We start from the raw sequence: 26,375 nt of genomic DNA, 5'->3' as shown, positions 1-26,375 counted from the left end.
GACTTCATGGCCTGTGCCCTGGAGGAGTTCCTGTCCCGGCGGAGGAGGTCCCATGGAACGCTTCGGTGTGGAATGCGAACCCAGCGGCAAGAAGCGCCTGGCCGTGCCTTTCCGAGGCGTGCGGCTCCTGCGCAACCCCATGTACACCAAGGGGACGGCCTTCTCTCAGGAGGAGCGCCTGACCCTTGGCCTGGATGGGTTGCTGCCCCACGCGGTGACCAGCATGGAGCAGCAGGCCCGGCGGGTGTACGCCAGCATCCAGCGCAAGCAGGACCCGCTGGAGAAGTACATCGGCCTGGCGGCCCTCCAGGACCGCAATGAGCACCTGTTCTACCGGGTGCTCATCGACCACATCGAGGAGTTCCTCCCCATCGTCTACACCCCCACCGTGGGGCGGGCCTGCCAGGAGTTCAGCCACATCTTCCGCCGGGCCCGGGGCATCTGGATCACGCCCGAGCACCGCGGCCACATCGCGGATGTGCTGAGGAACGCAGCCTTCGACGACATCCGGCTCATCGTGGTGACGGACAACGAGCGCATCCTGGGGCTGGGCGACCAGGGCGTGGGCGGCATGGGCATCCCCATCGGGAAGCTGGCCCTCTACACCGCCGCCGCAGGCATTCCGCCCTGGCAGACCCTGCCCGTGAGCCTGGACGTGGGCACGGACAACCTGGATCTGCTGGAGGATGAGTTCTACCTCGGCTGGCGCTCCCGCCGTCTGAGGGGCCCGGAGTACGACGCCCTGGTGGACGAGTTCGTGCATGCGGTCCGCCAAGTCTTCCCCAAGGCCCTGCTGCAGTGGGAGGACTTCAAGAAGTTCAACGCCTTCCACCTGCTCGACCGCTACCGGAAGGTGCTCACCAGCTTCAACGACGACATCCAGGGCACGGCGGCGGTGGGCGTGGCAGCCCTGCTGGCGGGGGCCCGGGCCACGGGCACGCCCCTCAGGCGGCAGCGGGTCCTCTTCCTGGGCTCGGGCGCCGCGGGCATCGGCATCTCCCGGCTGGTCCGCTCGACGCTGCGACGGGAGGGCCTCGAAGGGGAGGACCTGGTGCTGGCCATGGCCAACCTCGACGTGCAGGGGCTCCTGGTGGAGGACGACCCCAGCCTGGATCCGCTGCAGCGGGACTTCGCCTGGCCGGTGGCCCTGGCCGAGCGCATGGGCCTTGGGCGCGGCCAGAAGCGCGATCTCCTCTCCGTGATGAAGGCCTTCAAGCCCACCATGCTCATCGGCACCTCCGGCACCGCCGGGGCCTTCACGGAGGAGGCCATCCGCGCGATGGCCGCCCAGGTGGAGCGGCCCGTGGTGCTGCCCATGTCCAATCCCACCAGCAAGGCGGAGGCCAAGCCCAGGGATGTCCTCGCCTGGACCGAGGGCCGGGCCCTGGTGGCCACGGGCAGCCCCTTCGATCCGGTGGCCTACGAAGGGCGGGAATACCGCATCGGCCAGAGCAACAACGTCTTCATCTTCCCGGGTGTGGGCCTGGGTGTGCTGGTGGCCGAGGCCTGCGAAGTGACCGACGGGATGTTCGCCGCCGCCGCCCGGCAGCTGGCCGAGGAGGTCCGGCCCGAGGACCTGTCTGTGGGGAGCCTCTTCCCCTCCGCCGGCCGGATCCGGGAGGTCACGGCCCACGTGGCCGCGGCCGTGGTGCGGGAGGCCCGGGAGATGGGCGTGGCGGCCCGTCCCCTGGCGGACGAGGACATCCCGGGCGCCGTGGCGGCGGCCATGTGGAACCCCTGCTACCTGCCGGCCGACCCCGCGCCGGAACCCGCCTACGAGCGGCACCAGGAGGTGACCCTGGCCTGAAGGCGGCCTGACCAGTCCAGTGGACGGCCAACCGGACGGTGGCCAAGGCGGGCCATCGGTGGTCCACTGACCCCTGACCAGGGAGGACGGTTCTGACCAGCGCACCCGTGGAAGTCCGTCCCGCCCGCTCCGCCCGACTGGGCCTGCTGGACCCCCTGCGGGGCATCCTGGCCCTGTGCGTCGCCGTTTACCACCTGGGCGTGTGGTTCGACATCTCGCAGTCGGGCGGTGGCGCGAACATCGCCATGGCGCGCCTGGGGAACTACAGCGTGTCGGGCTTCTTCGTGCTGAGCGGCTTCGTGCTCTTCCGCACCACGCCCTGGAGTCGCGTCCGGAAGGAGGGGGCGGGCCGCTTCTACCTCCGGCGCTTCCTGCGCCTGGCCCCGGTGTTCTACCTCCTCTGCGCGGTGAACGTGGTCTTCCGCCTGGGCATGGGGCCCGAGGTCTCGCTCCGGTTCATCCTTGAGAACCTGACCCTGACCTTCGGCGCCATCCATCCCAACCATGCCCTGGTGACCGGCGGCTGGTACGTGGGGCTGGTGGCGCTGCTGTACTTCGCCTACCCGGTCCTGGCCTGGCTGCGGGAGAAGGGCGGACTCCCGTTCCTGGTCGCGCTGGCCCTCGGTCTCTGGGTCTGGAGCCTTCCCTCCACGCTGCACGGCGTGATGGGGCAGCCCCTGTGGAACCGCTTCCACACCTATGTGCTGGCGCCGAACCAGCTCTTCCTCCTGGCCTGGGGCGCCCTGCTGGCGGGGCTCCACGAAGGCACGGAGCGGCGGCTGGAACCCAAACTGGCGCTGCTGCTGGCGCTGCCGCTGGTCTGGCTGCTGATCAAGCCCACGCCCCAGTTCTTCGACCACCTGGCGGCCCTCACGGGCTGGTGGCGCTACGGCTACCTGCTGGCGGTGACGGGCCTGGTGGCGCTGGCGGCCTTCACCCGGGACGGGGAGCCCGGCTGGTTCGGGACGCAGCTCGCCCGCCTGGGCGCCTGGAGCTACGGCCTCTACCTGCTGCACCCCTTCACCATGAAGCTGGTGGCACCGCGGGCCTCCGGCCTTCTGGGCTTCGGCCTGTCCCTCGGCCTGGCCCTCGTGGCCGCCTGGGCGGTCCACCGGTGGATCGAGGAGCCTCTGGGGAGGTTGGGGCGGGGCGGGAAGGGCTGATCAGGCCCCGCCGATCCGCGCGTAGAAGCTGGTGCGGCGGAGATTCTCCTCGACCTTGAAGGCCTGCTGCAGGGGCGGGAAGGCGCGCTGCTCGCAGTCCGTGCGCTCGCAGAGGCGGCAGGTGACACCGATGGGCACGGGCGGCTGGTCCAGGCGCAGGCCGTCGGCGTAGATGAGCTCCTTGGCGAGGCCCATCTCGCAGCCCAGGCCCAGGGCCTGCATGGCGTGCTGACCCCGGTAGCCGCCCGTGTCCTTCTGGATGGTGCGGGCGATGCAGAAGTACTTGCGGCCGTCCGGCATCTCGCTGAGCTGGGTGCGGATGAGGCCCGGCGTGAGGAAGGCGGCGTGGGCGTTCCAGCGGGGGCAGGCGCCGGAGAACCGCGCGAAGCGGATGCCCGACGCGGAGAAGCTCTTGGAGATGTTCCCGGCGATGTCGATGCGCAGGAAGTGGAAGGGCACGCCTTCCAAGCCCGGCCGGCGCAGTGTCGTGAGCCGGTGGCAGACCTGTTCGAAGCTGGCCTGGAAGCGCCGGGAGAGGATGTCGATGTCGTAGCGCTCGGACTTGGCCGCCCGCAGGAAGCGCTCGTAGGGCATGATCACGGCCCCGGCGAAGTAGTTGGCCAGGGCCACCCGGGCCAGGGCCTTCGAGGCGTTCGTGCGCAGCAGGGGATGGTCCGCCAGGCGGTCCAGCAGGTCGCCGTGGTCCAGCAGGGCCAGCTGGTGGGCGAGCTGGAAGGTGCGGCTGCGCTGGGGCAGCAGCTCCGAGAGGCTGAGGATCCGGCGGTCGGGGTCGAAGCGGCGCAGCAGGCCGGGGCCCTCGGACACGCGGTGGATGCGGATCTGGACGTTCCGGGCCTCGAAGGCCGCCGCCAGGGCGGGGTAGGGCTGGTCCGCGTCCAGGCCGGCGCTGGTCCAGAGCTCCTCCGCCACGGCCTCCAGCTCGGGGAAGTGGTTCATGGCCTGCTGGATGAAGTCGCCCACCTCCTCCGAGGGCAGGCGCGTGGCCTCGGGGTCGAAGCCCTGGCCGTCGCTGAGCTTGTCGGCCAGCGTGTCCAGGCTGTCCTGGCTGTGCTGGTAGGCCCGGTACAGCTCGAAGACCCCCCGGGCCAGGGTGGGGCTGTTCTGCACCAGCTCCCGCACGTCCTGGGCCTGGAGCCCCAGCGATTCGAACAGCGGATCGCCGAAGGCCTCCATGAGGTCGTCCGAGAGGCGCTGGTCCTCGTCCGGCGCCAGGGCCTTGAGATCCAGGTGGAACTGCTGGGCCAGGCGGATGAGCAGGGGGGCCGTGAGGGGCCGCTTGTTGCCCTCGATGAGGTTCAGGTAGCTGGGGCTGATGCCCAGCGATTCCGCCAGCTGGACCTGGCTGAGGCCCTCCTGGCGGCGGAGGAGGCGGATCTTGGCGCCGAGGCGGGCGGCGGGCTTGGTGGGCGCGGCGGAGGGCATGGGGACCTCGTTTACATCAATTTACAAAATCAATGAAAAGAATTGACTGAAATTTTCAGTTCAACCCCTGTCAAATCAGCCGTTGGTTGACTCACGAAAGAATAGGTCAATCTTTGACACTACGCCACCCCCAACCCCCATCCCGAGGTGCCCCATGACCCCCAAGTTCCCCATCCCTCCCATCGAGGACGACCTCCAGGCCCACCGTTGGGAAGGCATCACTCGGCCCTACAGCGCCGAGACGGTGAAGAAGCTCCGCGGCAGCCTCCGCATCGAGCACACCCTGGCCAAGCTCGGGGCCCGCAAGCTGTGGAAGCTGCTCCAGAACGAGGAGCCCACCCGGGCCCTGGGCGCCCTCAGCGGCGGCCAGGCGGTCCAGATGGCCAAGGCCGGCCTGAAGGCCATCTACTGCTCGGGCTGGCAGGTGGCGGCGGACGCCAACCTCTCGGGCCAGACCTACCCGGACCAGAGCCTCTACCCCGCCAACTCGGTCCCCGCCCTGGTGAAGCGCCTCAACGGGGCCCTCCAGCGGGCGGACCAGGTCGAGCACGGCGAGGGCGGCGTGAGCCGCGACTGGTTCCTGCCCATCGTGGCGGATGCCGAGGCCGGCTTCGGCGGCCCCCTCAACGCCTACGAGCTCATGAAGGGCATGATCGAGGCCGGCGCCTCCGGCGTCCACTTCGAGGACCAGCTCTCCAGCGAGAAGAAGTGCGGCCACCTCGGCGGCAAAGTGCTCATCCCCACGGGCCACTTCATCCGCACCCTGGTGGCGGCCCGCCTGGCGGCGGACGTCATGGACACACCCACCCTCATCATCGCCCGCACGGACGCGGACTCGGCCCGCCTCATCACGTCAGACATCGACGAGCGCGACCGGCCCTTTCTTACGGGAGAGCGCACCGCCGAGGGCTTCCACCGCATCACCGGCGGCGTCCAGATGGCCATCGCCCGCGCCAAGGCCTATGCGCCCTACGCGGACCTCATCTGGTGCGAGACCTCCACGCCGGACCTCAAGGAGGCCCGGGAGTTCGCCGAGGGCGTCCACGCCGCGTTCCCCGGCAAGCTGCTGGCCTACAACTGCTCGCCCTCCTTCAACTGGAAGAAGAAGCTCTCGGACGAGGAGATCGCCACCTTCCAGCGGGAGCTGAACGCCCTGGGCTACAAGTTCCAGTTCATCACCCTGGCCGGCTTCCACAGCCTCAACCACGGGATGTTCGAGCTGGCCAGCGCCTACCGCACGGAGCACATGACCGCCTACGCGCGGCTGCAGGAGGCCGAGTTCGCCGCCGAGGCGCGGGGCTACACGGCCACTAAGCACCAGCGCGAGGTGGGCACCGGCTACTTCGACGAGGTGGCCCAGGCCGTCAGCGGCGGCCTGGCTTCCACCCTGGCCCTGGTGGGTTCCACCGAGTCCCAGCAGTTCCACTAGGTCCCGGCGGGATCTGGAGCGGACGCCCTACTTCGGGGCGTCCGCTTTCTTTTCCTCGGCGGCCGGGCCGCCGGTCATGCCCTCGGTCGAGGCGGGAGCGGCGGCCTCGGCCCGGGCCGGGGCGGAGACGGCGGCGTACTTCTTCCCCGTGTGATGGTAGGTGAGGTACTCGCCGAAGTAGACGGCCATGAGGTCGGAACAATCCTTGAAATAGGCGAACCCGTGGTCCTTGCCCTCCTTCAGGTCCACCGCCACACCCGGCAGGTCCTTCACGACCTGGGCGTTCTCGGCGGCGTCCTTGTCCTCCATGGAGGCCAGCACCAGGATGGAGGGCCGGCTGCGGAGCACGGCGCCCTTCAGGCGGTCCCGGGCGCTGTCCCCGAAGGCGGCGGTGCCGGCGGGGCTGAGGCTGAGGACGGCCAGGGGCTTCACTTCCGGGGCGGCCAGGAGCACCGCGAAGGCGCCCACGCTGGAACCGGCCAGGCCGATGCGGCGGCCGTCCACGCCCGGCTGCTTGCGGAGCCAGGCGGCGGCCTGGGCCAGGTCCGCCGGGATCTTGTCGAAGCCCACGGCCTTGGCCGAGGCCGTGAAGTCGGGGGTGACCCGGGTCTCGACGCCGTCCTTCATGGCGCTCTCGCCGTGGCCGCGGAGGTCCAGGGCCAGCACGCCGATGCCCCGCGCCAGGAGCTTCTCGGTGAGGGGCGCCCAGCCGGTCCGGTCCGAGTGGAACGAGTGGGCGAGGATCACCACGGGGACCTTGGCCTTGGGTTTGGCGGCGGGCAGGGTCAGCGTGCCTTTGAGGGCGAAGCCGTCCGGGCTCGTGAGGGCCATCTCGGTGGAGGCGGCGGCCAATGGGGAAGCCAGCGGGGCGGCCAGGATCAGGGCCGCGAGAGGAGCCAGCAGGCGGGGTGTGCGCATGGGGACCTCGCAGAAGTGCCCCACTCTAGCACGCCAAGTTCCTGGGTCTCTGAGGTATAAAAGAAAGCTTCCGCCATTCCGAGGTGCCCATGTCCGCCCAGACCCCCGATGCGATCCTGCAGGAAACCAAGCGCCGCATGCATGCGTCCGTGGAGGCCCTGAAGAAGGAGATGGCCACCATCCGCACCGGCCGGGCCAACGCGAGCCTGCTGGACAACGTGCACGTGGAGTACTACGGGTCCATGGTGCCCCTGAACCAGATGGGCAGCGTGTCGGTGCCTGAGTCCGGCATGCTGGTGGTGACCCCCTTCGACAAGAGCGCCATCAAGGCCGTGGAGACGGCCATCCTCAAGTCCGACCTGGGCATCAACCCGGCCAACGACGGCCAGGTGATCCGCCTCCCCATCCCCATGCTCACGGAAGAGCGGCGCAAGGAGCTGGTGAAGGTGCTCCACCGCCTGGGCGAGGAGATCAAGACCGGCGTGCGCAACATCCGCCGCGACGCCAACGAGGAAGTGAAGAAGCTCGAGAAGGCCAAGGAGGGCCACATCTCCGAGGACGCCGCCAAGAAGGCCCTGGACGACATCCAGAAGCTCACCGACCTCCACACCAAGGAGATCGAGGAGGCCCTGAAGCACAAGGAAGCGGAGATTCTCAAAGTCTGACGGCCTGGTGGCTGGAGGCACCCCCGTGAGACGGCCCTTCCGCATCCTCCTGACGCTGGGTTTCGGCCTGCTGGCGGGCTGCATGCGCCCTCCCGGGGTGAATCCGTCGCTCCAGCCGGTGGAGGCTCCGGATCGCTGGCTGAAGGGGCGTGCCTACCTGAAGCAGGAGCAGGCGGGCGTCGAGGTCCAGGCGGCCTTCGTGGAGGCTGGGCCTGGGTCCCTCCAGTTCGACCTGGTGGTGGCCAACCGGGGGACCACGACCGTGCTCGTGGACCCGGAGCGGTGCTTCTGCGACCTGACGCTGCCGGCGGACACCCTGGCGCCCCGGGAGATCCCCGCGGTGGATCCCGAGGCGCGGATCCGCGCCATCATCCAGGCGAGCGCCGCCGAGAAGGCTTCCCAATCCGACACGACCGCCTTCCGCGGCCTGTTCCTGCTGGCGGACCTCGGCGACACCCTCTCCCAGAGCACTCAGCGGAATCCGCGCCAGCAGCGCGAAGCGCAGCGGGGCAAGCAGGACACCTACCGGGACATGGACCAGGCGGACCGGCGGTCCGGTGAGAGGCTGACGGGGCTCGCCGAGCAGCGACGCCATTGGGAGGAGGACTGCCTCCGCAAGACCACCCTCGAACCCGGCTACGGCCTGCGTGGGAGGGTGGTGTTCCACACCAAGACGCAGCTGGCTTCCCAGGTGGTGCTGCGGGTTCCGGTGGGAGCCGGGACCTTCCGGTTCGCCTTCCGGCCCCTGTGACCGGGGGAGAATGCGGGCGATTCCCCTTGCTAGGATGGCCTGGGGGTCGAACGGGATTCCGGACCTGCCGCCAGCGCTGAGGTCCGATGCCATCCCTGCCCGTCCTGACGCTCCTCCTGCTCGCCGCTCTGCTGGCGGGCTTCATCGACGCGGTGGTGGGGGGCGGCGGGCTCATCACCGTGCCGGCCCTCTTGCTCGGCCTGCCCGCGGGCACGCCGCTGCCGACGCTGCTGGGCACCAACAAGGTGGTGGCGGTGACGGGCACGACCATGGCCGCGGGCAAGTTCCTGCGCTCCGGGGCCGTGGCCTGGCGGGAGATGGTGGTGCCGGTGCTGGCCTCGGGCCTCGGCGCCTCGGGGGGGGTATGGCTCACCTACCGGGTGCATGCGGACTTCCTGAAGCCCGTGATGCTGGGCCTGCTGGTGGCCATGCTGGCCTTCACCCTGCTGAAGCCGGACCTGGGCCATCTGCACGCGCCCCGGTACGGCCTCCACCACCAGCGGGGCCTGGCGGCCCTCATCGCCCTGGGGCTGGGTTTCTACGACGGGTTCTTCGGGCCGGGCACGGGCTCGGTGCTGATCTTCCTCTTCGTCGCGATCCTGGGGTTCGACTTCCTGCGGTCCTCGGCCCTGGCCAAGGCGGTGAACTGGGCCTCGAACCTCACCGCCATGGGCCTGTTCGTCTGGCGGGGGAGCTGGATCCCCTCGGTGGCCCTGGGCATGGCGGCGGCCAACGGCGTGGGCGGCTACCTGGGGGCGCACGTGGCCCTGAGCCGGGGCAGCCGCTGGGTGCGGGGCGTCTTCATCGGCGTGGTGGGCGCCCTCATTCTGCGCTTGGGTTGGCAGGTCCTCCGCGGGTAGATTAGGCCGATGCCCTCCCGCCACCGTCCCTTCCCCTGGGACGTCCTCATCCGAACCTTGAGATTCTTCTACCTGCTGTGGGGCGGGATGCTGCTCTCCACGCTGGCCTTCTACGGGCGCCTGAAGGTGCCTCCGTTCCTGTGGCACTGGCCGGACCTCTGCCGGGCCCTCGTGGGGCCCTGGGGGCGGGCCGTGGCCCTGGGCCTCGGCCTGGTGATGTGCCTGGCGGCCCTCCTGGAGGTCTGGGAGCTGGTGGACCGGCTCCTGGTCCGCTTCATGGGCGAGTCCGAGCACTGACCTCGCGGGAATGCGCTTGGTGAATCGGGCCCTTTTGGCGATCCTGGAGCCTTGGGCTTGAACCCTTCCCGGGTTCGGGCCATTCAAGAAGCGTGTCCCGGAGGCAGGTCGATATGGCGCAGGCGGTTCGTGGAGTGGTCAAGGCAGGACTGATGCTGGGCGCGGTCGCCCTGCCGGCGGCGGCCCAGAGCCTGGCCCTTCCGGCCGCGGATCCCGTGGGCATCGCCCGCAGCGGGGCCCAGGTGGCCTACGGCTACAGCCTGGAGGCGGCCTCCACCAATCCCGCCCTGCTGGCCTCGCTGAAGGAGAAGGTGGGCTTCTATGTGGCGGGCGGGATGGAGCTGGCCTCCAGCCAGGAGAGCCTCGAATCGAACCAGAAGACCTGGTACACCTCCGACCGCAACCGAGCCATCGGGGCCTTCGGGCTGTCCATGCGCCTCTCGCCCAAGCTGACCCTCGGGCTCAAGCTCGACGAGCCCTACCTGCGCCATGGGAAGTTCGGGGACGATGCGCCCAGCCGCTTCCTCGGCGACGGCATCGACCTGTCGGCCCGCCGCCTGGAAGGCCAGGCCGCCTGGGCCCTCAATCCGAACATGTCCATCGGCCTGGGCCTCGGCGTGGCCCGGCTCGGCTATGAATCCAGCAGCGTCATGCGCTTCGGCGTGCCCCTCGACCCCTCCCAGCCCGTCTCGGGCACGAACACCGTCCAGGGCGTGGTGGAGCAGCGGGTGGGGCAGAGCGGGAACAAGGTGGTTCCGAGCTACTCGCTGGGGTTCCGCTGGGCCGTCAATCCGCGCTGGACCCTGGGCGCCACCCACCAGTCCGGGCTCAAGGGCGATCTCGACATGAGCGCGGGCTACCGGGGCGCCAGTCTGGGCCTCTACGCCAACGACGGGCTGAGTGCCGCCCCCTTGGGCACGGAGCTCCGGTCCCCCGGCATCCTGTCGGCTTCGACGCCCGTGGCCGGCGGTTCCGGAAGGCTGGAACTGCCCTCCCAGACCGTGGTGGGCATCCGGCACCGCGCCCATCCGATGGTGACCTGGGAAGCGGACCTGCGCTGGACCGCCGCTGGCCTGAGGGTGCCCGATTTCGCCCAGGTGTCCACCCCCTCGGGGCTGGTGACGGCCCCGGCGGAGCTTCCCCGCGGCAGGGGCCACCTCGGTCTCAGCGCCTCGGTCGAGGTCGAGCTGGGCAAGTTCTGGACCCTGCGGAGCGGCCTCGCGCTCGACCAGCGTGCCGTGGAGGAATCCATGATCGAGCCCCTGCTGGGCGGGGGGCGGACCGCGGCCTTCTCCGTGGGGGCGGGCTACAAGACCTGGGGCGGCGAGCTGAGCATCGGCTACCAGTTCCGCCAGAGCGAGGATCTGAGCACCCGGCGCCTGGACGGCGTCTGGAGCTCCTCCGGCTTCCGCTCCACGGGCACCCTCGAGCGGATCGAAGGCATGGGGCATCTCCTGGCCATCGGGTACCGGAAGACGTTCTGACCATGCCCCGGATGGAGCCCTAGATGCGTTTCCTCGGCCCCCACGCCTGCGAAGAGGCCCTGGCCCGCGGGGAGCTGCACACGGCCTGGATCGCACCGGCGGCCTTCGGGCGACTGGCCAAGTTCATCGCGGAGGCCCGGGCGGCGGGCGTGGTCATCCACCGCGAACCCATGGAGGGCCTGGATCGGCGCAGCCAGGGCCAGCGCCACCAGGGGGTCCTGGGCGAAGGCGGTCCCTTCGCCTACGCCGACTTCGACGAGGTCGCCTCCCGTGTCCGGGCCAAGGGCGCAGCCGCGCTGGTGCTGGCGCTGGATGGCGTCACTGATCCCCACAACCTGGGGGCCATCCTGCGTTCCGCCGCCGCGGCGGACGTGGACGGCGTGATCCTGCCCGAGCGTCGCTCCGCGGCCGTGAACGAAACGGTGGTGCGCGCCAGCGCGGGCACGGCCGGCCGTGTGCCGGTGTGCCGCGTGGTGAACTTGGGCCGCGCCCTGGACGGCCTGAAGGAGGCCGGGGCGTGGATCTACGGACTGGCGGCGGGGACCGGCAGCCGCGACTACCTGCAGGAACCCTTCGATCGCGCCGCGGTGCTGGTGATGGGCGCCGAGGGTGAGGGCCTGCACCTCAAGATCCGCGAGCGCTGCGACATCCTCCTCCACATCCCCATGCCCGGAGGCACCGAGAGCCTCAACGTCTCCGCCGCCGCGGCGGTGACCCTCTTTCGCGTGCTGGCGCGCCGTGGATAGCCACGCGCCGAAGTTTTCGCTTGAGGCCCCCATGGGCGCGTGATAGCGTTGGGGTTCCCTGTCAGGAAAGCCCTGCCTCGCAGCGACCCTGACACGGAGCCCCGGCAGGGGTTCCGAGGGGAGGCTTCCCGGGCTTCCCGGAAGCATTGACAAGCCCCGGGAGGGGCGCTGGACAAACAATGCCGAGATGGCCGAGTGGTTAATGGCAGCAGACTGTAAATCTGCCACGCATCGCGTTACGGAGGTTCGAATCCTTCTCTCGGCACCAGTCCTCTGGATCCCATCCAGATCGCTGGATCCCGCTTTCGGGATTCCACCGCGGGAATAGCTCAGTTGGTAGAGCGTCAGCCTTCCAAGCTGAATGTCGCGGGTTCGAGCCCCGTTTCCCGCTCCACCCTCCCCGTCCCGCCGGTTCCGCCCGGCCCGACGGCAAGGCCCCCCGCTCCGGCGGGAAGGTTCAAAGCCCACATAGCTCAGCGGTAGAGCACTTCCTTGGTAAGGAAGAGGTCACCGGTTCAAGCCCGGTTGTGGGCTCCACCCTTTGCACATTTTCCCTTCCTCATCTTCTCTCCCACCTTCCAGGAGGCATCCGTGGCCAAAGAGAAATTCGATCGTTCCAAGCCCCACGTCAACATCGGCACCATTGGCCACGTGGACCACGGCAAGACGACGCTGACCGCCGCCATCACGTTCGTGCTGGCCAAGAAGTTCGGTGGCGAGACCAAGTCCTACGACCAGATCGACTCCGCGCCCGAAGAGAAGGCCCGCGGGATCACGATCAACACCGCCCACGTCGAGTACCAGACCGAGAAGCGCCACTATGCCCACGTGGACTGCCCCGGTCACGCCGACTACGTGAAGAACATGATCACCGGCGCGGCCCAGATGGACGGCGCCATCCTCGTGGTCGCCGCCACCGACGGCCCCATGCCCCAGACCCGCGAGCACATCCTGCTGGCCCGTCAGGTGGGCGTGCCCTACATCGTGGTCTTCATGAACAAGATCGACATCGCCGACCCCGAGCTCGCCGAGCTGGTGGAGATGGAGATCCGCGACCTGCTGTCCTCCTACCAGTTCCCCGGCGACGAGATCCCCATCATCAAGGGTTCCGCGCGCCTGGCCCTGGATCACGCCGACACCCCCGAGCACCCCGACTGCGCCTGCATCCATGAGCTCATGGCCGCCGTCGACGCCTACATCCCGGATCCCGTCCGCGCCATCGACAAGCCCTTCATCATGCCCGTCGAGGACGTGTTCACCATCACCGGCCGCGGCACCGTGGTGACCGGCCGCATCGAGCAGGGCATCGTGCGGGTGGGCGAGGAAGTCGAGATCGTCGGCCTCAAGGACACCGTCAAGAAGGTCGTGACCGGCGTCGAGATGTTCCGCAAGTCCCTGGATCAGGGTCAGGCTGGCGACAACGCCGGCATCCTGCTCCGCGGCGTGGAGCGCAAGGATGTGGAGCGCGGCCAGGTGCTCGCCAAGCCCGGCAGCATCACTCCCCACACCAAGTTCAACGCCCAGGTGTACGTGCTGACCAAGGAAGAGGGCGGCCGCCACACCCCGTTCTTCAACAAGTACCGTCCCCAGTTCTACTTCCGCACCACCGACGTGACCGGCTCCATCGAGCTCGAGGCCGGCCGCGAAATGGTGATGCCCGGCGACAACGTCACCCTGACGGTCGAGCTGATCCAGCCCATCGCCATGGACAAGGGCCTGAAGTTCGCCATCCGTGAGGGTGGTCGTACGGTGGGCGCCGGCAACGTGGGCGAGATTCTGGCCTAAAGCCAGTCCGCCCTCCGACTCAGGAGGTCACCATGCGCGACATCGTTCACCTGCAGTGCCAGGACTGCAAGCGCAAGAACTACAGCACCACCAAGAACAAGAAGACCACCACGGGCAAGCTTGAATTCAACAAGTTCTGCCGGTTCTGTGGTGGTTACCGGGTCCACCGAGAGGCCAAGTAGGCTCCGGTCCCGAGGGTTCCCGCCCGGCTCACCAGATGCCGGGCGGTCCCACAGGGGAGTAGCTCAGCTGGTAGAGCAGCGGACTCCAAATCCGCAGGTCGCGGGTTCGAACCCTGTCTCCCCTGCCACCTTCCCGGCCCCGGCGATACCGCCCGGGGCCAGGTTTTTCTCACCGAATCCTTTCCACGGGGTCCATCGTGATTGGTGCCATCAAACAGCAGGCCAGGGATCTGTTCGCAGAGCTCGACCGGGTGGACTGGCCCAGCAAAGAGAAAGTGCTGACCTCCACCTACACGGTGGTGATCGTCTCGGTGTTCGTCGGGGCCTATCTGTGGGCGGCGGACTGGGTCTTCTCCAAGGGCTTCGCCTACTTCTTCCTGAAGACCCGCTGAGCCGGAGGCAGCCATGACCGATCTCATGAGCACTCCCCAGGACACGGTGGTTCCCGCCCAGACCCAGGGCCGCGAACTCAAGTGGTTCATCATCCACACCTACTCGGGCTATGAAGCCAAGGTGATGGAGCATCTCCGCCAGCGCATCAAGATGGAAGAGCGCGACGGGAACTTCGGGGATATCCAGATCCCCGAGGAGACCTACGAGGAGATGAAGGTCGACGCCAAGTCCGGCAAGAAGGAGCGCGTCGTCAAGAAGCGCAAGTCCTTCCCCGGCTACCTGCTCGTGCAGATCCAGGTAGAGCGCAAGCCCGACGGCTCCGTGGAGATGGCGGACGCCGACTGGCACCTGGTGCGGAATACGCCCAAGGTGACCAGCTTCGTGGGCGCCAACAAGAAGCGCCCCACGCCCCTGACGGACGAGGAAGTCCGCCAGATCATGCACCACACGGAGGAGACCCAGGAGAAGCCCAAGCCGAAGTACCACTTCGAGCGGGGCGAGAAGGTGCGCATCATCGATGGCCCCTTCGCCAACTTCGAGGGCGACGTGGAGGAAGTCCACGAGGAGCGCTCCACCATCAAGGTCATGGTCACGGTCTTCGGGCGGTCCACCCCGGTCGAGCTGGACTTCATCCAGGTGGAAAAGAGGTGAATGCTGTCCGGGGGACCGCGCTGCGCGCTACACCCCCGGAGCCCCCGCGCCCTCACCCGGCGCAGCCGGGCAACGGCTTTCCCCGCATTTCCTGAAGACTTTCTCCTGTCCTTCAGGTAAACTTTCACGTCCCGGTCCGTCTGGTCCGGGACGTTTTCAACCCGGCTGGGTGATCCAACGGATCCCCACCCTACAAGGCGGGCGTCGCCGGCATGCGCCGGAATCCCCCGCGGGAGCACACCCATGGCAAAGAAGATCACCGGCTACATCAAGCTGCAGCTGCCCGCGGGCGAGGCCACGCCGGCCCCTCCCGTCGGTCCCGCGCTGGGCCAGCACGGCGTCAACATCATGGAGTTCGTGAAGCAGTTCAACGCGAAGTCCGTGGGCGCGGTGGAGAAGGGCACCACCCTCCCCGTCGTCATCACCGTCTACGCCGACCGCAGCTTCAGCTTCATCCTCAAGACCCCGCCCGCCGCCGTGCTGATCAAGAAGAAGATCGGCCTGGACAAGGGCAGCCCCACGCCCAACAAGCAGAAGGTCGGCAAGATCACCAAGGCCCAGCTCGCCGAGATCGCCAAGGTGAAGATGCCCGACCTCACCGCCGGCAGCCTCGAGGCCGCCGTTCGTTCCATCGCCGGCTCCGCCCGCTCCATGGGCGTCGAAGTCGTCGATTGATGTTTTTCGCACGGGTCCCAAGCCCGTGCGAGCCTCGTTTCAGCGTTTCGTTTTTGTTGGAGAGCCGCGCCGTGCGGCGATCCCGGCCACCGCGACCGTCATCGCGGGAGATCGTTCGAGTAGGAGCCAATATGGCAAAACCTGGAAAGAAGTACCGGGCTGCCGCGGCCAAGATCGAAGATCGCCCCTACGAGCTCAAGGATGCGCTCACCGTCGTGAAGGACACGGCCTACGCCAAGTTCGACGAGACGGTTGAAGTGCACATGCGGCTCGGCGTGGATCCCCGCCACGCGGACCAGATGGTCCGCGGCACCATCGTCCTGCCCCACGGAACGGGCAAGACGATGCGCGTGGCGGTGATCGCGGGTGGCGAGAAGATCAAGGAAGCGGAAGCGGCGGGCGCCGAGATCGTGGGCGGGGACGAGCTGGTCGAGAAGATCGCCGGCGGATTCCTCGACTTCGATGCCCTGGTCGCGACTCCCGACATGATGAAGGGCGTCGGCCGTCTCGGTAAGGTGCTGGGCCCCCGCGGCCTCATGCCCAACCCCAAGACCGGCACCGTGACCTTCAACGTGGCCCAGGCCATCAAGGAGATCAAGGCCGGCAAGGTGGAGTACCGCGTCGACAAGACCGGCATCATCCACGCGCCCGTGGGCAAGCTCTCCTTCGGCGTCGAGAAGCTGGAAGAGAATGCCAAGGCGCTCATCGATGCCGTGAACAAGGCCAAGCCTGCCACGGCGAAGGGCAAGTACGTGAAGACGATGTACATCGCCTCCACGATGGGCCCCTCGGTCACCCTCAACACCACAAGCGTTGAGAAGTAGGAGGCCGACCATGGAAAAGAACCAGAAGATCGCTGAAGTCGCCGAACTCAAGGAGACCTTCGCCACGGCCACCTCGGCCGTCGTGATCGAATTCAAGGGCCTCGGGGTCGAGAAGGACACCGCGTTCCGCAAGAACATCCGCGAGAGCAAGGGTCACTACCGCGTCGGCAAGAACACGCTGCTCCGCCTGGCCGTGAAGGACACCACCTTCGAGGGCCTCGGCGGTTCCTTCAAGGGCAACAGCGCCGTGGCCACCACCAAGGACGACGTCGTCGCCCTGGCCAAGGCCGTCAACGGCTTCCTGAAGGACAATCCGGCCGCCACCTTCAAGGCCGGCATCATGGACGGCAAGGCCATCAGCGCTGCCCAGCTGCAGACCCTGGCCGAGCTGCCGAGCCGCGACGTGCTCATCGCCAAGCTGCTCTACCTCATGCAGTACCCCATCTCCGGTCTGGCGGTCGCCCTCGAGGGCATCCGCAAGCAGAAGGCCGGCGAGTAGCTCCCAACCCCGAATCCAAAACCTTTCATCGCATGTAGGAGGCCATCATGGCTCTCACCGCCGACCAGCTCATCGCTGAGATCGAAACCATGACCGTCCTTGACCTGGCGAACCTGGTCAAGGCCCTCGAGGAGCGCTTCGGCGTCTCCGCCGCCGCCATGGCTGCTCCCGCCGCCGGCGGCGCCGCCCCGGCCGCCGCTGCCGAAGAGCAGACGGAATTCAACGTCATCCTGGCTGACGCCGGCGCCAACAAGCTGAACGTCATCAAGGCCGTCCGCGAGATCGTCGCCGGCCTGGGCCTCAAGGAGGCCAAGGACCTCGTTGACGGCGCCCCCAAGCCCGTCAAGGAAGGCGTGGCCAAGGACGAAGCCCAGAAGATCAAGGAAAAGCTCGAAGCCGCTGGCGCCAAGGTCGAGATCAAGTAGTTCCTTTTCCTGCACTAACGCAAAGCGTGGGGTGCCTCCTGCACCTTGCGCTTTGCGGTTTTGTCTGGACATGGTACGATTATTCCTTCCGCCCGACCCCTCGGGCGGTCCCGCCACCTTCAAAGGCCCCTGGTTGCGAAACGCCTTCCGCCGCAGCGCCAATCACCTTGCTGGGCCGCTCCCTCCACCGATGGGTGGCGGGGTGGCCTTCGGTGCATGTGCCTGCGTGATCCGCGTCACCGACCTCTGATCCCTTCCCCGGGGCCGCGGCTCCGGGGGCATCGCCGTCTTTGCTCAAGGCCCGCAGCCAAGCACCATCCCGCCGCGCGCCGTTCATCGAAGGTTCCGCCAACTTCATCTGGAGCGAACCATGAGTGTTCAGCAGAACATCTACCGCCAGCGCCACAACTTCTCGAAGATCCGGTCCCTGGTCCCCATCCCGAACCTGATCGACATCCAGAAGCGGAGCTACGACGAGTTCCTCCAGATGAACCTGCTCCACAGCGAGCGGGAGTCCCGCGGCCTCAAGGCCGTGTTCGAGTCGATGTTCCCCGTGCACAACGGCAAGAACGCCGATGGCACGGACGCCACCCTCGAAGTCGAGTTCCTCGACTACACCGTGGGCCACTGGGCCTGCAAGTGCGAGAAGTACCTGGGTCTGGAACACCTCCGCACGAGCTGCAAGCAGTGCGGCCACAGCATCGTGTCGGACCACCCGAAGGATCCCACGGTGGACTGCCCCAAGTGCGGCACCCGCAACAAGAACGCCGCCACCATCTGTGACGTGTGCCAGGAGCCCGTCTCGATGAAGCAGAAGATGGGCATGGACGAGTGCGTCGAGCGCGGCGCCACCATGGCCGCCCCCCTGAAGATCCGCGTGCGCCTCAACCAGTTCGACAAGGACGACAAGGGCAACCGGCGCTTCAAGCAGAGCCAGGATTCGGAAGTCTACTTCGGCGACCTGCCGATCATGACCGACCGCGGCACCTTCATCATCAACGGCACCGAGCGCGTGATCGTGAGCCAGCTGCACCGCAGCCCCGGCGTCTTCTTCAGCATCGCGCCGGACAAGAGCCTCTACAGCTCCCAGATCATCCCCTACCGCGGCTCCTGGATCGAGTTCGAGCTCGACTCCAAGGGCCTGCTCTACGCCCGCATCGACCGCAAGCGCAAGTTCCTCGGCGCCACCTTCATGCGCGCCCTGGGCCTGTTCAGCGAGGACCTCGGCTCCAACGAGACCATGCTCCGCCACTTCTACGCCCCCGCCACCTTCTTCCTCAAGAAGGGCAAGCTGAGCGTGGCCGTGAGCGAGCTGCTGGTGGGCCGCAAGCTCGGCGAGGCCGTGAAGCACCCCAAGACCAAGGAGGAGATCCTCCCCAAGGACAAGAAGATCACCCGCCGCGTTCTCGAGCAGATGGAGAAGGCGGGCATCAAGGACGTGCCCGTGGAGCGCGAGATGCTCGACGGCGCCGTGCTGCTGCAGGACATCGTGAACATGGGCACCGGCGAAGTGCTCATGGAGGCCAATGAGCCCTTCCTCCAGACCCACCTGGAGATGTTCCTGGCCAACGACGTGCAGTCCTTCGACGTCTGCTTCCCCGAGGCCGACGTCACCGGCAAGATCTTCTCCGAGACCCTGGCCAAGGACCACACCGAGGACAGCGAAGAAGCCGCCAAGGAGCTCTTCAAGAAGATCCGGCCCGGCGAGCCCGCCACGCTGGAATCCAGCAAGAAGCTGCTCTACGGCATGTTCTTCGACCCCCAGAAGTACGACCTCAGCAAGGTGGGCCGCCACAAGATCAACGCCAAGCTGGGCCTCGGCACCGACCTGGACTTCCGCACCCTCGGCACGGACGACTTCGTCCAGACCGTCCACTACCTCCTGCGCCTGAAGAAGTACGACACCACCCGCCAGGACATCGGCGAGATCGCCCCCGTGCGGGCCGACGACATCGACCACCTGGGCAACCGCCGCGTGCGGTCCGTGGGCGAGTTGCTGGAGAACGGCTTCCGTGTGGGCCTGGTGCGCGTGCAGCGGGCCATCAAGGAGAAGTTCAGCATCGCGCAGGATCCCAACAGCCCCCTGCAGGCGCATGACCTCATCAACAGCAAGCCCGTCATCGCGGCCATGAAGGAGTTCTTCGGCAGCAGCCAGCTCTCCCAGTTCATGGACCAGACCAACCCGCTGTCCGAGATCACCCACAAGCGCCGCCTGTCGGCCCTCGGACCGGGCGGCCTCAGCCGCGACCGCGCGGGCTTCGAGGTGCGCGACGTGCACACCTCCCACTACGGCCGCATCTGCCCCATCGAGACGCCTGAAGGCCCGAACATCGGCCTCATCAGCTCGCTCTCCTGCTACGCCCGCATCAACGAGTTCGGCTTCATCGAGAGCCCCTACCTGAAGGTGGAGAACGGCCGCATCGTCCACTTCGCCAAGGTCACCAGCGTGGGCGACTCCAAGTTCGGCTACATGGACGTGGTCCGCCTCGAGGACCTGGAAGCCGAGAACAAGAAGCTCACCAAGGCCGGCAAGCGCGCCGCCAAGTTCGAGATGCATGCCTTCTACCTCTCCGCCTGGGAGGAGGACGAGCACGTCATCGCGCAGGCCAACGTCCCCGTGGACGCCGAAGGCGCCATCCTGGACGAGGACGTGACCGTCCGTGTGGCCGGTGAGACCAAGATCGTCGCCCGCGACAAGGTCACGCTCATGGACGTGAGCCCCAAGCAGGTGGTCTCCGTCGCCGCCAGCCTCATCCCCTTCCTCGAGAATGACGACGCCAACCGGGCCCTCATGGGCGCCAACATGCAGCGCCAGGCCGTGCCCCTCATCCGCACCGAGGCCCCCATCGTGGGCACCGGCATGGAATACGTGGCCGCCAAGGATTCCGGCGCCTGCGTGGTCTGCCGCCGCTCCGGCATCGTGGAGACCGTGGACGCCAACCGCATCGTGGTGCGCGTCGAGGATGACCCCGACACCGAGGGCATCGAGTCCGGCGTGGACATCTACACCCTGGTGAAGTTCGCCCGCAGCAACCAGAACACCTGCCTCAACCAGATGCCCCTCGTGAAGAAGGGCGAGTACGTCACCGAAGGCCAGATCCTGGCCGACGGCCCCTGCACCGACCACGGCGAGCTGGCCCTGGGCCGCAACCTGGTCGTGGCCTACATGCCCTGGCGCGGCTACAACTTCGAGGACGCGATCCTGATCTCCGAGCGCGTGGTGAAGGAAGACCTCTACACCACCATCCACATCGAGGAGTTCGAGGTCCACGCCCGCGACACCAAGCTGGGCCCCGAAGAGATCACCCGCGACATCCCCCAGGTGCGCGAGGAGGCCCTCAAGAACCTCGACGAGAGCGGCATCATCCGCACCGGCGCCACCGTGCGCCACGGCGACATCCTGGTGGGCAAGGTCACGCCCAAGGGCGAGACCATCCTCAGCCCCGAGGAGAAGCTGCTCCGCGCCATCTTCGGCGAGAAGGCCAGCGACGTGAAGGACGCCAGCCTGACCGTGCCCCCGGGCATCGAGGGCACCGTGGTGGACATCAAGGTGTTCACCCGCAAGGGCCAGGAGAAGGACCTCCGCACCCAGCAGATCGAGCGCGACCAGATCGCCAAGTGGGAGAAGGATCTCTCCGACGAGGAGCGCATCATCCGCGCCGAGGCCAAGAAGAAGATCGTGGCCCTGCTGAAGGGCAAGGAGCTCTCCGAGACCCTCACGGACGACAAGGGCCAGAAGGAGCTGCTGCCCAAGGGCAAGAAGCTCACCCAGAACATGCTCGAGGCCGTGCCCTACCACCGCTTCCGGCAGATCTCCGTGGCCGCGGGCAAGAACCGCATCGAGACCGAGGTGCTGGACATCCTCGACAAGACCGAGAGCCAGCTCAAGGTCCTGCGCAACATCCTCGACGAGCGCATGGAGCGGCTGCTCAAGGGCGACGAGCTCATGCCCGGCGTCCTCAAGACCGTGAAGTGCTACGTGGCCGTGAAGCGCAAGCTGCAGGTCGGCGACAAGATGGCCGGCCGCCACGGCAACAAGGGCGTGGTCAGCCGCATCCTCCCCGTGGAGGACATGCCCTACCTGCCCGACGGCCGCCCGGTGGACATCGTGCTGAACCCCCTCGGCGTGCCTTCCCGTATGAACATCGGCCAGGTGCTCGAGTGCCACCTCGGTTGGGCCGGCAAGACCCTCGGCGTCCACTTCTCCACGCCGGTCTTCGACGGCGCCCGCGAGGCGGACATCAAGGGTTTCCTCACCCAGGCCTGGGAGAAGAACGGCAAGCTGGGCCCGGACATCACCGGCAAGACCATGCTCTTCGATGGCATGACCGGCGAGGCCTTCGAGCAGCCCGTGAACGTGGGCTGCGTCTACATGCTCAAGCTGCACCACCTGGTGGACAACAAAATCCACGCCCGGAGCATCGGGCCCTACAGCCTCATCACCCAGCAGCCCCTCGGCGGCAAGGCCCAGTTCGGCGGCCAGCGCTTCGGCGAGATGGAAGTGTGGGCCCTCGAGGCCTACGGCGCCGCCCATGTGCTGCAGGAGCTGCTCACCTACAAGTCCGACGACATGCACGGCCGCACCCAGATCTACCAGGCCATCATCAAGGGCGAGACCATCAAGGATCCCGGCCTCCCCGAGAGCTTCAACGTCGTGAAGAAGGAACTCAACGCGCTGTGCATCGATGTCGAGATGCTCACCCGCGAGGAGCTGGATCCAGGCCTGACGGAAGAGGAACCCGCGGTCTTCACCATCGAAGGCTGATCTCCTTCCGCATCCGTTCCCGACGAATCCTGAGAGGTCCACATGTATCCTGAGCAGCAGAACATCAACGCCTACGAGTGCATCCGGGTGTCCCTGGCCAGCCCGGACAAGATGCGCTCCTGGTCCAAGGGCGAGGTCACCAAGCCCGAGACCATCAACTACCGCAGCCTGAAGCCCGAGCGCGACGGCCTCTTCTGCGCCCGCATCTTCGGGCCCGTCAACGACTGGGAATGCCTCTGCGGCAAGTACAAGCGGCAGAAGTTCAAAGGCGTCACCTGCGACAAGTGCGGCGTCGAGGTCACCAAGAAGTCCGTGCGCCGCGAGCGCATGGGCCACATCGCGCTGGCCAGCCCGGTCAGCCACGTGTGGTTCTTCAAGGGCGTGCCCAGCCGCATCGGCTACCTGCTGGACATCCCCCTGAAGGATCTTGAGCGGGTGCTGTACTTCGAGGCCTATGCCGTCACCGAGTCCGGCGGCACCGGCATGAAGGAAGGCGAGATCCTCAACGAAGACAAGTTCCGCGAGGCCCGCAGCCTCCACGGCGAGGGCTTCAAGGCCCAGATGGGCGCCGAGGCCATCAAGGAGCTGCTCAAGCAGGTGGACATCGAGGCGCTCACCATCGAGCTCCGCGACCTCATGAAGAAGGAGACCTCCAGCCAGAAGCGCAGCAAGATCGCCAAGCGCCTCAAGGTGGCGGAGTCCTTCCACCGCTCCGGCAACAAGCCCGAGTGGATGATCCTCGACGTGGTGCCCGTGCTGCCCCCCGAGCTGCGCCCCCTGGTGCCCCTCGACGGCGGCCGCTTCGCCACCTCCGACCTGAACGACCTCTACCGCCGCGTCATCAACCGCAACAACCGCCTCAAGAAGCTCCTGGAGCTCAAGGCCCCCGATGTCATCGTGCGCAACGAGAAGCGCATGCTGCAGGAGGCCGTGGACGCCCTCTTCGAGAACGGCAAGCGCGGCCGCCTCCTGCGCGGCGTCAGCAACCGCCCCCTGAAGTCCCTCAGCGACGCCCTCAAGGGCAAGCAGGGCCGGTTCCGCCAGAACCTGCTCGGCAAGCGCGTGGACTACTCGGGCCGCTCCGTCATCGTGGTGGGCCCCGACCTCAAGCTGCACCAGTGCGGCCTGCCCAAGAAGATGGCGCTCGAGCTCTTCAAGCCCTTCATCTTCAACCGGCTCGAGCACAAGGGCTTCGCCGCCACCATCCGCCAGGCCAAGGAGATGGTGGAAGAGGGCCGTCCCGAGGTCTGGGACGTGCTGGAAGAGGTCATCAAGGACCACCCGGTCCTGCTGAACCGCGCCCCCACCCTCCACCGCCTCGGCATCCAGGCCTTCCAGCCCGTGCTGGTGGAAGGCAAGGCCATCCGTCTGCATCCCCTGGTCTGCACCGCCTTCAACGCCGACTTCGACGGCGACCAGATGGCCGTGCACGTGCCCCTCAGCCCCATGGCCCAGATCGAGGCCAAGGTGCTGATGATGTCCACCCAGAACATCCTCAACCCCGCCAACGGCCGCCCGAACGTGGTGCCCAGCCAGGACATCGTGCTCGGCGGCTACTACCTCACCAAGAAGCGCACCGGCCGCAAGGGCGAGGGCATGGTCTTCGGCAGCGTCAACGACGTGGTCGCGGCCCACTATGCCGGCGTCGTGGACACCCACGCCATCATCCAGCTGCGCTACACCGGCGAGTGGGTGGACACCGAGGCCTGGCACGCGAAGGACCCCAAGAAGAACTCCGAGCAGGAGGTCTTCGAGGCGCCCGCGGAGACCGTGAAGAACCAGCTCAAGACCACCACCGTGGGCCGCGTGCTCTTCAACCGCGCCCTGCCCGCCGAACTGCCCTTCATCAACGGCCTGCTCAAGAAGGAGGGCCTGCTCTCCCTCGTGAACCGCGCCTACAAGCTGAACGGCCCCGAGGTCACCATCCGCATGCTGGACGCCATGAAGGACACCGGCTTCCAGTGGGCCATGCGCGCCGGCGTGTCCGTGGGCATCGACGACCTGGTGGTGCCCGACACCAAGGGCAAGCTCCTCAAGAGCGCCACCGAGGACGTCCGCGCCATCGAGAAGGAAGCCTACGAGGGCCGCCTCGACTCCTCCACGCGCTACAACCGCATCCTGGAAGTCTGGTCCAAGACCAGCGACCAGGTGGCCAGCGACATGATGAAGGAACTGGAGAAGCGGAACGAGAACGACACGTTCCTCAACTCCATCTACATCCTGGCCGACTCCGGCGCCCGCGGCTCCAAGACGCAGATCCGCCAGGTGGCCGGCATGCGCGGCCTCATGGCCAAGCCCAGCGGCGACATCATCGAGACGCCCATCACCGCGAACTTCAAGGAAGGCCTCTCGGTGCTGCAGTACTTCATCTCGACCCACGGCGCCCGCAAGGGATTGGCGGACACCGCGCTGAAGACGGCCGACTCCGGCTACCTCACCCGCAAGCTGGTGGACGTGGCGCAGGACGTCATCGTCAACGAGGACGACTGCGAGACCCTGGGCGGCATCGAGGTGGAGGCCATCGTCAACAGCGACGGCACCATCCGCTCCCGCCTGCGCGACCGCATCATGGGCCGCGTCTGCCTCGAGGACATCGTGGATCCCTACGATCCGTCCATCGTGCGGGCCCCCGCGGGCACCCTCATCTCCGAGGAACTGGCGTTCAAGATCGAGACCAGCGGCATCGCCAAGGTCAAGATCCGGTCCGCCCTCACCTGCGAGGCCCGGCGCGGCATCTGCGCCAAGTGCTACGGCCTGAACCTGAGCACCGGCCGCCTGGTGGACCTCGGCGAGGCCGTGGGCGTCATCGCCGCCCAGTCCATCGGCGAACCCGGCACCCAGCTCACCATGCGCACCTTCCACGTGGGCGGCGCCGCGAGCCGCACCTCCGAGAAGAGCACCCACGAGGCCCAGATCGCCGGCATCGTGAAGTACGAAGGCCTCCAGGGCAAGACCGTGGTCAACCGCAAGGGCGAGACCGTGGCCCTCACCCGCAACGGCTACCTCCTGGTCACCGACACGGATGGCAACGAGCGCGAGCGCTACAAGATCACCTCCGGCGCCATCCTCAAGGTCAAGGACAAGGAGGCCGTCGAGCCCCGCACCGTGCTGGCCGAGTGGGACCCCTACAACGACGTGCTCCTCACCGAAGTGGGCGGCGTCGCGGACTTCAAGGAATTCGAAGTCAACGTCTCCTACCAGGAAGAGAAGGATCCGATCTCCGGCAACTTCCGCAAGAAGGTCATCGATCCCACCGACGACAAGATCCACCCCCACATCAACGTGAAGGGGGACAACCACAAAGTCCTCAAGCGCTACAACATCCCCACCGGTGCCTACATCGAGGTGGAGGAGGGCCAGGAGCTGCTGCCCGGCGACGTCATCGCCAAGACCAGCCGCCAGCAGGCCAAGACCTCCGACATCACGGGCGGCCTGCCGCGCGTCACCGAGCTGTTCGAGGGCCGCAAGCCCAAGGAACCCGCCATCATCAGCGAAGTCTCCGGCATCGCGAAGTACGGCAACCGCGTCCGCGGCAACCAGAAGGTCATCGTCGAGGCCGAGACCGGGGAGAAGGGCGAATACCTCATCCCCCGCGGCAAGCACATCCAGGTGCAGGACGGCGACGAGATCCGCGCCGGCGAGAAGCTCACCGAGGGCGCCGTCAGCCCCCATGATCTGCTCAAAGTCCAGGGCGACCGCGCCCTCCAAGCCTTCCTCGTCAACGAGGTCCAGGAGGTCTACCGCGCCCAGGGCGTGGTGATCAACGACAAGCACATCGAGGTGATCATCCGCCAGATGATGCGATGGGTCCTCATCACCGACGTGGGCGACACCCCGCTCATCGTCGAGGAGAAGGTGGACAAGCACCGCTTCAAGGAGATCAACGAGCAGGTCATGAAGGATGGCGGCCAGCCCGCCACCTGCGAGCCCCTGCTGCTCGGCATCACCAAGGCCGCGCTGACCTCCGAGAGCTTCATCTCCGCCGCCAGCTTCCAGGAGACCACCCGCGTCCTCACCGAGGCCGCCCTGGAAGGCCGCGTGGACTACCTCCGCGGCCTCAAGGAGAACGTCATCCTGGGCCGGCTCATCCCCGCCGGCACCGGCATGGCCCACTACCGCAACCTGGAGATCGAGGAGGGCGAGTACCCCGAGCCCACCCCCAACGAGTTCCAGGGCGGCGAGGACTTCGACGACGAATACGCCCGCATGGCCCAGCACGTCGAAGAGCTCCAGGGCATGACCGAGATCGACGGCGAAGACCTGTAGCCGCGATCTTCACGACACGAGAAAGGGCGGGAGCGATCCCGCCCTTTCTCGTGTTTGTCTCGTTGGACTCCGCTGGGCGCCGGCCCGAAATCTCGATAATCTGATTCTTTCCAACCGTTTCTTGATGGCCGAACCCGCGCATAGACGGCTTATCTGACGATCTGGATTCTCGGCCAGGTGGATTGAAGGAGAGATCATGAAAGGTGTTGTGCTGGCTGGTGGCACCGGCTCCCGTCTGTTCCCGCTGACCAAAGTGACGAACAAGCATCTGCTGCCGGTGGGCATGGCCCCCATGATCTGGCATCCGCTGTGGAAGCTCAAGGAGGCGGGGGTCGAGGAGATCCTCA

The 26,375-nt window shown here is 67.2% G+C and carries 22 protein-coding genes and 4 tRNA genes; 24 read left to right on the top strand and 2 right to left on the bottom strand.

Annotation, left to right across the window (positions count from 1 at the left end):
* Positions 1-52: 52 nt before the first annotated feature.
* Both MLE42_RS12925 and MLE42_RS12920 read left to right on the top strand, forming a co-directional pair.
* Positions 53-1,807: an NAD-dependent malic enzyme gene (locus MLE42_RS12925; RefSeq protein ID WP_243288297.1), complete on the top strand. Its 1,755-nt coding sequence runs from the start codon at positions 53-55 to the stop codon at positions 1,805-1,807.
* Between the two features lie 107 nt (positions 1,808-1,914).
* Entirely contained in the window at positions 1,915-2,970 is a 1,056-nt protein-coding gene (locus MLE42_RS12920) for an acyltransferase family protein (protein ID WP_243288296.1), read from the top strand.
* On the opposite strand, the gene MLE42_RS12915 is transcribed toward MLE42_RS12920, so the two are convergent.
* Positions 2,971-4,413, bottom strand: a complete 1,443-nt coding sequence (locus MLE42_RS12915) for a helix-turn-helix domain-containing protein (protein WP_243288295.1) — start codon at positions 4,411-4,413, stop codon at positions 2,971-2,973.
* A 154-nt stretch (positions 4,414-4,567) separates the two neighbouring features.
* Here MLE42_RS12915 and aceA point away from each other — a divergent pair, with 154 nt between their 5' ends.
* Positions 4,568-5,842: an isocitrate lyase gene (gene aceA / locus MLE42_RS12910; protein ID WP_243288294.1), complete on the top strand. Its 1,275-nt coding sequence runs from the start codon at positions 4,568-4,570 to the stop codon at positions 5,840-5,842.
* Between the two features lie 27 nt (positions 5,843-5,869).
* Here aceA and MLE42_RS12905 read toward each other — a convergent pair whose 3' ends face one another.
* Positions 5,870-6,760 carry an alpha/beta hydrolase gene (locus tag MLE42_RS12905; RefSeq protein WP_243288293.1) on the bottom strand — a complete coding sequence of 297 codons (891 nt, stop codon included), beginning with the start codon at positions 6,758-6,760 and terminating at the stop codon, positions 5,870-5,872.
* An 89-nt stretch (positions 6,761-6,849) separates the two neighbouring features.
* On the opposite strand from MLE42_RS12905, the gene frr reads away from it, so the two are divergent.
* The 21 genes from frr to MLE42_RS12800 all read left to right on the top strand — a co-directional run.
* On the top strand, positions 6,850-7,425 hold the full coding sequence (gene frr, locus MLE42_RS12900) for a ribosome recycling factor (protein ID WP_243288292.1): 576 nt from the start codon (positions 6,850-6,852) through the stop codon (positions 7,423-7,425).
* A 25-nt stretch (positions 7,426-7,450) separates the two neighbouring features.
* Complete coding sequence (locus MLE42_RS12895) at positions 7,451-8,176, top strand: hypothetical protein (protein WP_243288291.1); 726 nt, start codon at positions 7,451-7,453, stop codon at positions 8,174-8,176.
* A gap of 86 nt (positions 8,177-8,262) precedes the next feature.
* Positions 8,263-9,036 carry a TSUP family transporter gene (locus tag MLE42_RS12890; RefSeq protein ID WP_243288290.1) on the top strand — a complete coding sequence of 258 codons (774 nt, stop codon included), beginning with the start codon at positions 8,263-8,265 and terminating at the stop codon, positions 9,034-9,036.
* Positions 9,037-9,045: 9 nt separating this feature from the next.
* On the top strand, positions 9,046-9,333 hold the full coding sequence (locus tag MLE42_RS16205; protein WP_275975918.1) for a hypothetical protein: 288 nt from the start codon (positions 9,046-9,048) through the stop codon (positions 9,331-9,333).
* Positions 9,334-9,485: 152 nt separating this feature from the next.
* The gene (locus MLE42_RS12880; RefSeq protein ID WP_243288289.1) at positions 9,486-10,817 is read left to right on the top strand and encodes an OmpP1/FadL family transporter; all 1,332 of its coding nucleotides are present in this window, start codon (positions 9,486-9,488) and stop codon (positions 10,815-10,817) included.
* Positions 10,818-10,840: 23 nt separating this feature from the next.
* The gene (gene rlmB, locus MLE42_RS12875; RefSeq protein ID WP_243288288.1) at positions 10,841-11,563 is read left to right on the top strand and encodes a 23S rRNA (guanosine(2251)-2'-O)-methyltransferase RlmB; all 723 of its coding nucleotides are present in this window, start codon (positions 10,841-10,843) and stop codon (positions 11,561-11,563) included.
* A gap of 181 nt (positions 11,564-11,744) precedes the next feature.
* Positions 11,745-11,831: transfer RNA gene (locus tag MLE42_RS12870), tRNA-Tyr, on the top strand.
* A gap of 50 nt (positions 11,832-11,881) precedes the next feature.
* A tRNA-Gly gene (locus tag MLE42_RS12865) sits at positions 11,882-11,957 on the top strand.
* Between the two features lie 68 nt (positions 11,958-12,025).
* Positions 12,026-12,100: transfer RNA gene (locus tag MLE42_RS12860), tRNA-Thr, on the top strand.
* A 54-nt stretch (positions 12,101-12,154) separates the two neighbouring features.
* Positions 12,155-13,348, top strand: a complete 1,194-nt coding sequence (gene tuf, locus MLE42_RS12855; RefSeq protein WP_243288287.1) for an elongation factor Tu — start codon at positions 12,155-12,157, stop codon at positions 13,346-13,348.
* Between the two features lie 32 nt (positions 13,349-13,380).
* A complete protein-coding gene (gene rpmG / locus MLE42_RS12850) occupies positions 13,381-13,530 on the top strand; it encodes a 50S ribosomal protein L33 (protein ID WP_026853109.1) in 150 nt (49 codons plus the stop codon).
* A gap of 52 nt (positions 13,531-13,582) precedes the next feature.
* Positions 13,583-13,658, top strand: a tRNA-Trp gene (locus MLE42_RS12845).
* A gap of 69 nt (positions 13,659-13,727) precedes the next feature.
* Positions 13,728-13,922: a preprotein translocase subunit SecE gene (secE, locus tag MLE42_RS12840; RefSeq protein ID WP_243288286.1), complete on the top strand. Its 195-nt coding sequence runs from the start codon at positions 13,728-13,730 to the stop codon at positions 13,920-13,922.
* A 13-nt stretch (positions 13,923-13,935) separates the two neighbouring features.
* Positions 13,936-14,574: a transcription termination/antitermination protein NusG gene (gene nusG / locus MLE42_RS12835; protein WP_243288285.1), complete on the top strand. Its 639-nt coding sequence runs from the start codon at positions 13,936-13,938 to the stop codon at positions 14,572-14,574.
* A gap of 243 nt (positions 14,575-14,817) precedes the next feature.
* On the top strand, positions 14,818-15,249 hold the full coding sequence (gene rplK / locus MLE42_RS12830) for a 50S ribosomal protein L11 (protein WP_026853112.1): 432 nt from the start codon (positions 14,818-14,820) through the stop codon (positions 15,247-15,249).
* Between the two features lie 131 nt (positions 15,250-15,380).
* Positions 15,381-16,073 (top strand): 50S ribosomal protein L1, encoded by a 693-nt coding sequence (gene rplA, locus MLE42_RS12825; RefSeq protein ID WP_243288284.1) that lies wholly within the window; start codon positions 15,381-15,383, stop codon positions 16,071-16,073.
* Between the two features lie 10 nt (positions 16,074-16,083).
* Positions 16,084-16,572: a 50S ribosomal protein L10 gene (rplJ, locus tag MLE42_RS12820; RefSeq protein WP_243288283.1), complete on the top strand. Its 489-nt coding sequence runs from the start codon at positions 16,084-16,086 to the stop codon at positions 16,570-16,572.
* Between the two features lie 47 nt (positions 16,573-16,619).
* Entirely contained in the window at positions 16,620-16,997 is a 378-nt protein-coding gene (gene rplL / locus MLE42_RS12815; RefSeq protein ID WP_243288282.1) for a 50S ribosomal protein L7/L12, read from the top strand.
* Between the two features lie 370 nt (positions 16,998-17,367).
* Positions 17,368-21,762, top strand: coding sequence for a DNA-directed RNA polymerase subunit beta (gene rpoB / locus MLE42_RS12810; protein ID WP_243288281.1), 4,395 nt, complete (start codon positions 17,368-17,370; stop codon positions 21,760-21,762).
* Positions 21,763-21,804: 42 nt separating this feature from the next.
* Positions 21,805-26,028, top strand: coding sequence for a DNA-directed RNA polymerase subunit beta' (rpoC, locus tag MLE42_RS12805; protein WP_243288280.1), 4,224 nt, complete (start codon positions 21,805-21,807; stop codon positions 26,026-26,028).
* Between the two features lie 196 nt (positions 26,029-26,224).
* Positions 26,225-26,375, top strand: a 151-nt coding sequence (locus tag MLE42_RS12800; RefSeq protein ID WP_243288483.1) for a sugar phosphate nucleotidyltransferase, incomplete at its 3' end; no start/stop codon positions are given.

The organism is Geothrix terrae, assembly GCF_022808775.1.
Taxonomy (GTDB): domain Bacteria; phylum Acidobacteriota; class Holophagae; order Holophagales; family Holophagaceae; genus Geothrix; species Geothrix terrae.
This window is presented reverse-complemented; position numbering and strand designations above follow the sequence as displayed.

What these genes read in the sequence shown, in the direction of transcription:
- rplA (WP_243288284.1), top strand. Translation starts at nt 15,381, where the DNA reads ATGGCAAAACCTGGAAAGAAGTACCGGGCTGCCGCGGCCAAGATCGAA.
- rplL (WP_243288282.1), top strand. Translation starts at nt 16,620, where the DNA reads ATGGCTCTCACCGCCGACCAGCTCATCGCTGAGATCGAAACCATGACC.
- rlmB (WP_243288288.1), top strand. Translation starts at nt 10,841, where the DNA reads ATGCGTTTCCTCGGCCCCCACGCCTGCGAAGAGGCCCTGGCCCGCGGG.
- rpoB (WP_243288281.1), top strand. Translation starts at nt 17,368, where the DNA reads ATGAGTGTTCAGCAGAACATCTACCGCCAGCGCCACAACTTCTCGAAG.
- frr (WP_243288292.1), top strand. Translation starts at nt 6,850, where the DNA reads ATGTCCGCCCAGACCCCCGATGCGATCCTGCAGGAAACCAAGCGCCGC.
- MLE42_RS12915 (WP_243288295.1), bottom strand. Translation starts at nt 4,413, where the DNA reads ATGCCCTCCGCCGCGCCCACCAAGCCCGCCGCCCGCCTCGGCGCCAAG.
- MLE42_RS12905 (WP_243288293.1), bottom strand. Translation starts at nt 6,760, where the DNA reads ATGCGCACACCCCGCCTGCTGGCTCCTCTCGCGGCCCTGATCCTGGCC.
- rpoC (WP_243288280.1), top strand. Translation starts at nt 21,805, where the DNA reads ATGTATCCTGAGCAGCAGAACATCAACGCCTACGAGTGCATCCGGGTG.
- rplK (WP_026853112.1), top strand. Translation starts at nt 14,818, where the DNA reads ATGGCAAAGAAGATCACCGGCTACATCAAGCTGCAGCTGCCCGCGGGC.
- MLE42_RS12890 (WP_243288290.1), top strand. Translation starts at nt 8,263, where the DNA reads ATGCCATCCCTGCCCGTCCTGACGCTCCTCCTGCTCGCCGCTCTGCTG.
- aceA (WP_243288294.1), top strand. Translation starts at nt 4,568, where the DNA reads ATGACCCCCAAGTTCCCCATCCCTCCCATCGAGGACGACCTCCAGGCC.
- nusG (WP_243288285.1), top strand. Translation starts at nt 13,936, where the DNA reads ATGACCGATCTCATGAGCACTCCCCAGGACACGGTGGTTCCCGCCCAG.
- MLE42_RS16205 (WP_275975918.1), top strand. Translation starts at nt 9,046, where the DNA reads ATGCCCTCCCGCCACCGTCCCTTCCCCTGGGACGTCCTCATCCGAACC.
- rpmG (WP_026853109.1), top strand. Translation starts at nt 13,381, where the DNA reads ATGCGCGACATCGTTCACCTGCAGTGCCAGGACTGCAAGCGCAAGAAC.
- MLE42_RS12880 (WP_243288289.1), top strand. Translation starts at nt 9,486, where the DNA reads ATGCTGGGCGCGGTCGCCCTGCCGGCGGCGGCCCAGAGCCTGGCCCTT.
- rplJ (WP_243288283.1), top strand. Translation starts at nt 16,084, where the DNA reads ATGGAAAAGAACCAGAAGATCGCTGAAGTCGCCGAACTCAAGGAGACC.
- MLE42_RS12925 (WP_243288297.1), top strand. Translation starts at nt 53, where the DNA reads ATGGAACGCTTCGGTGTGGAATGCGAACCCAGCGGCAAGAAGCGCCTG.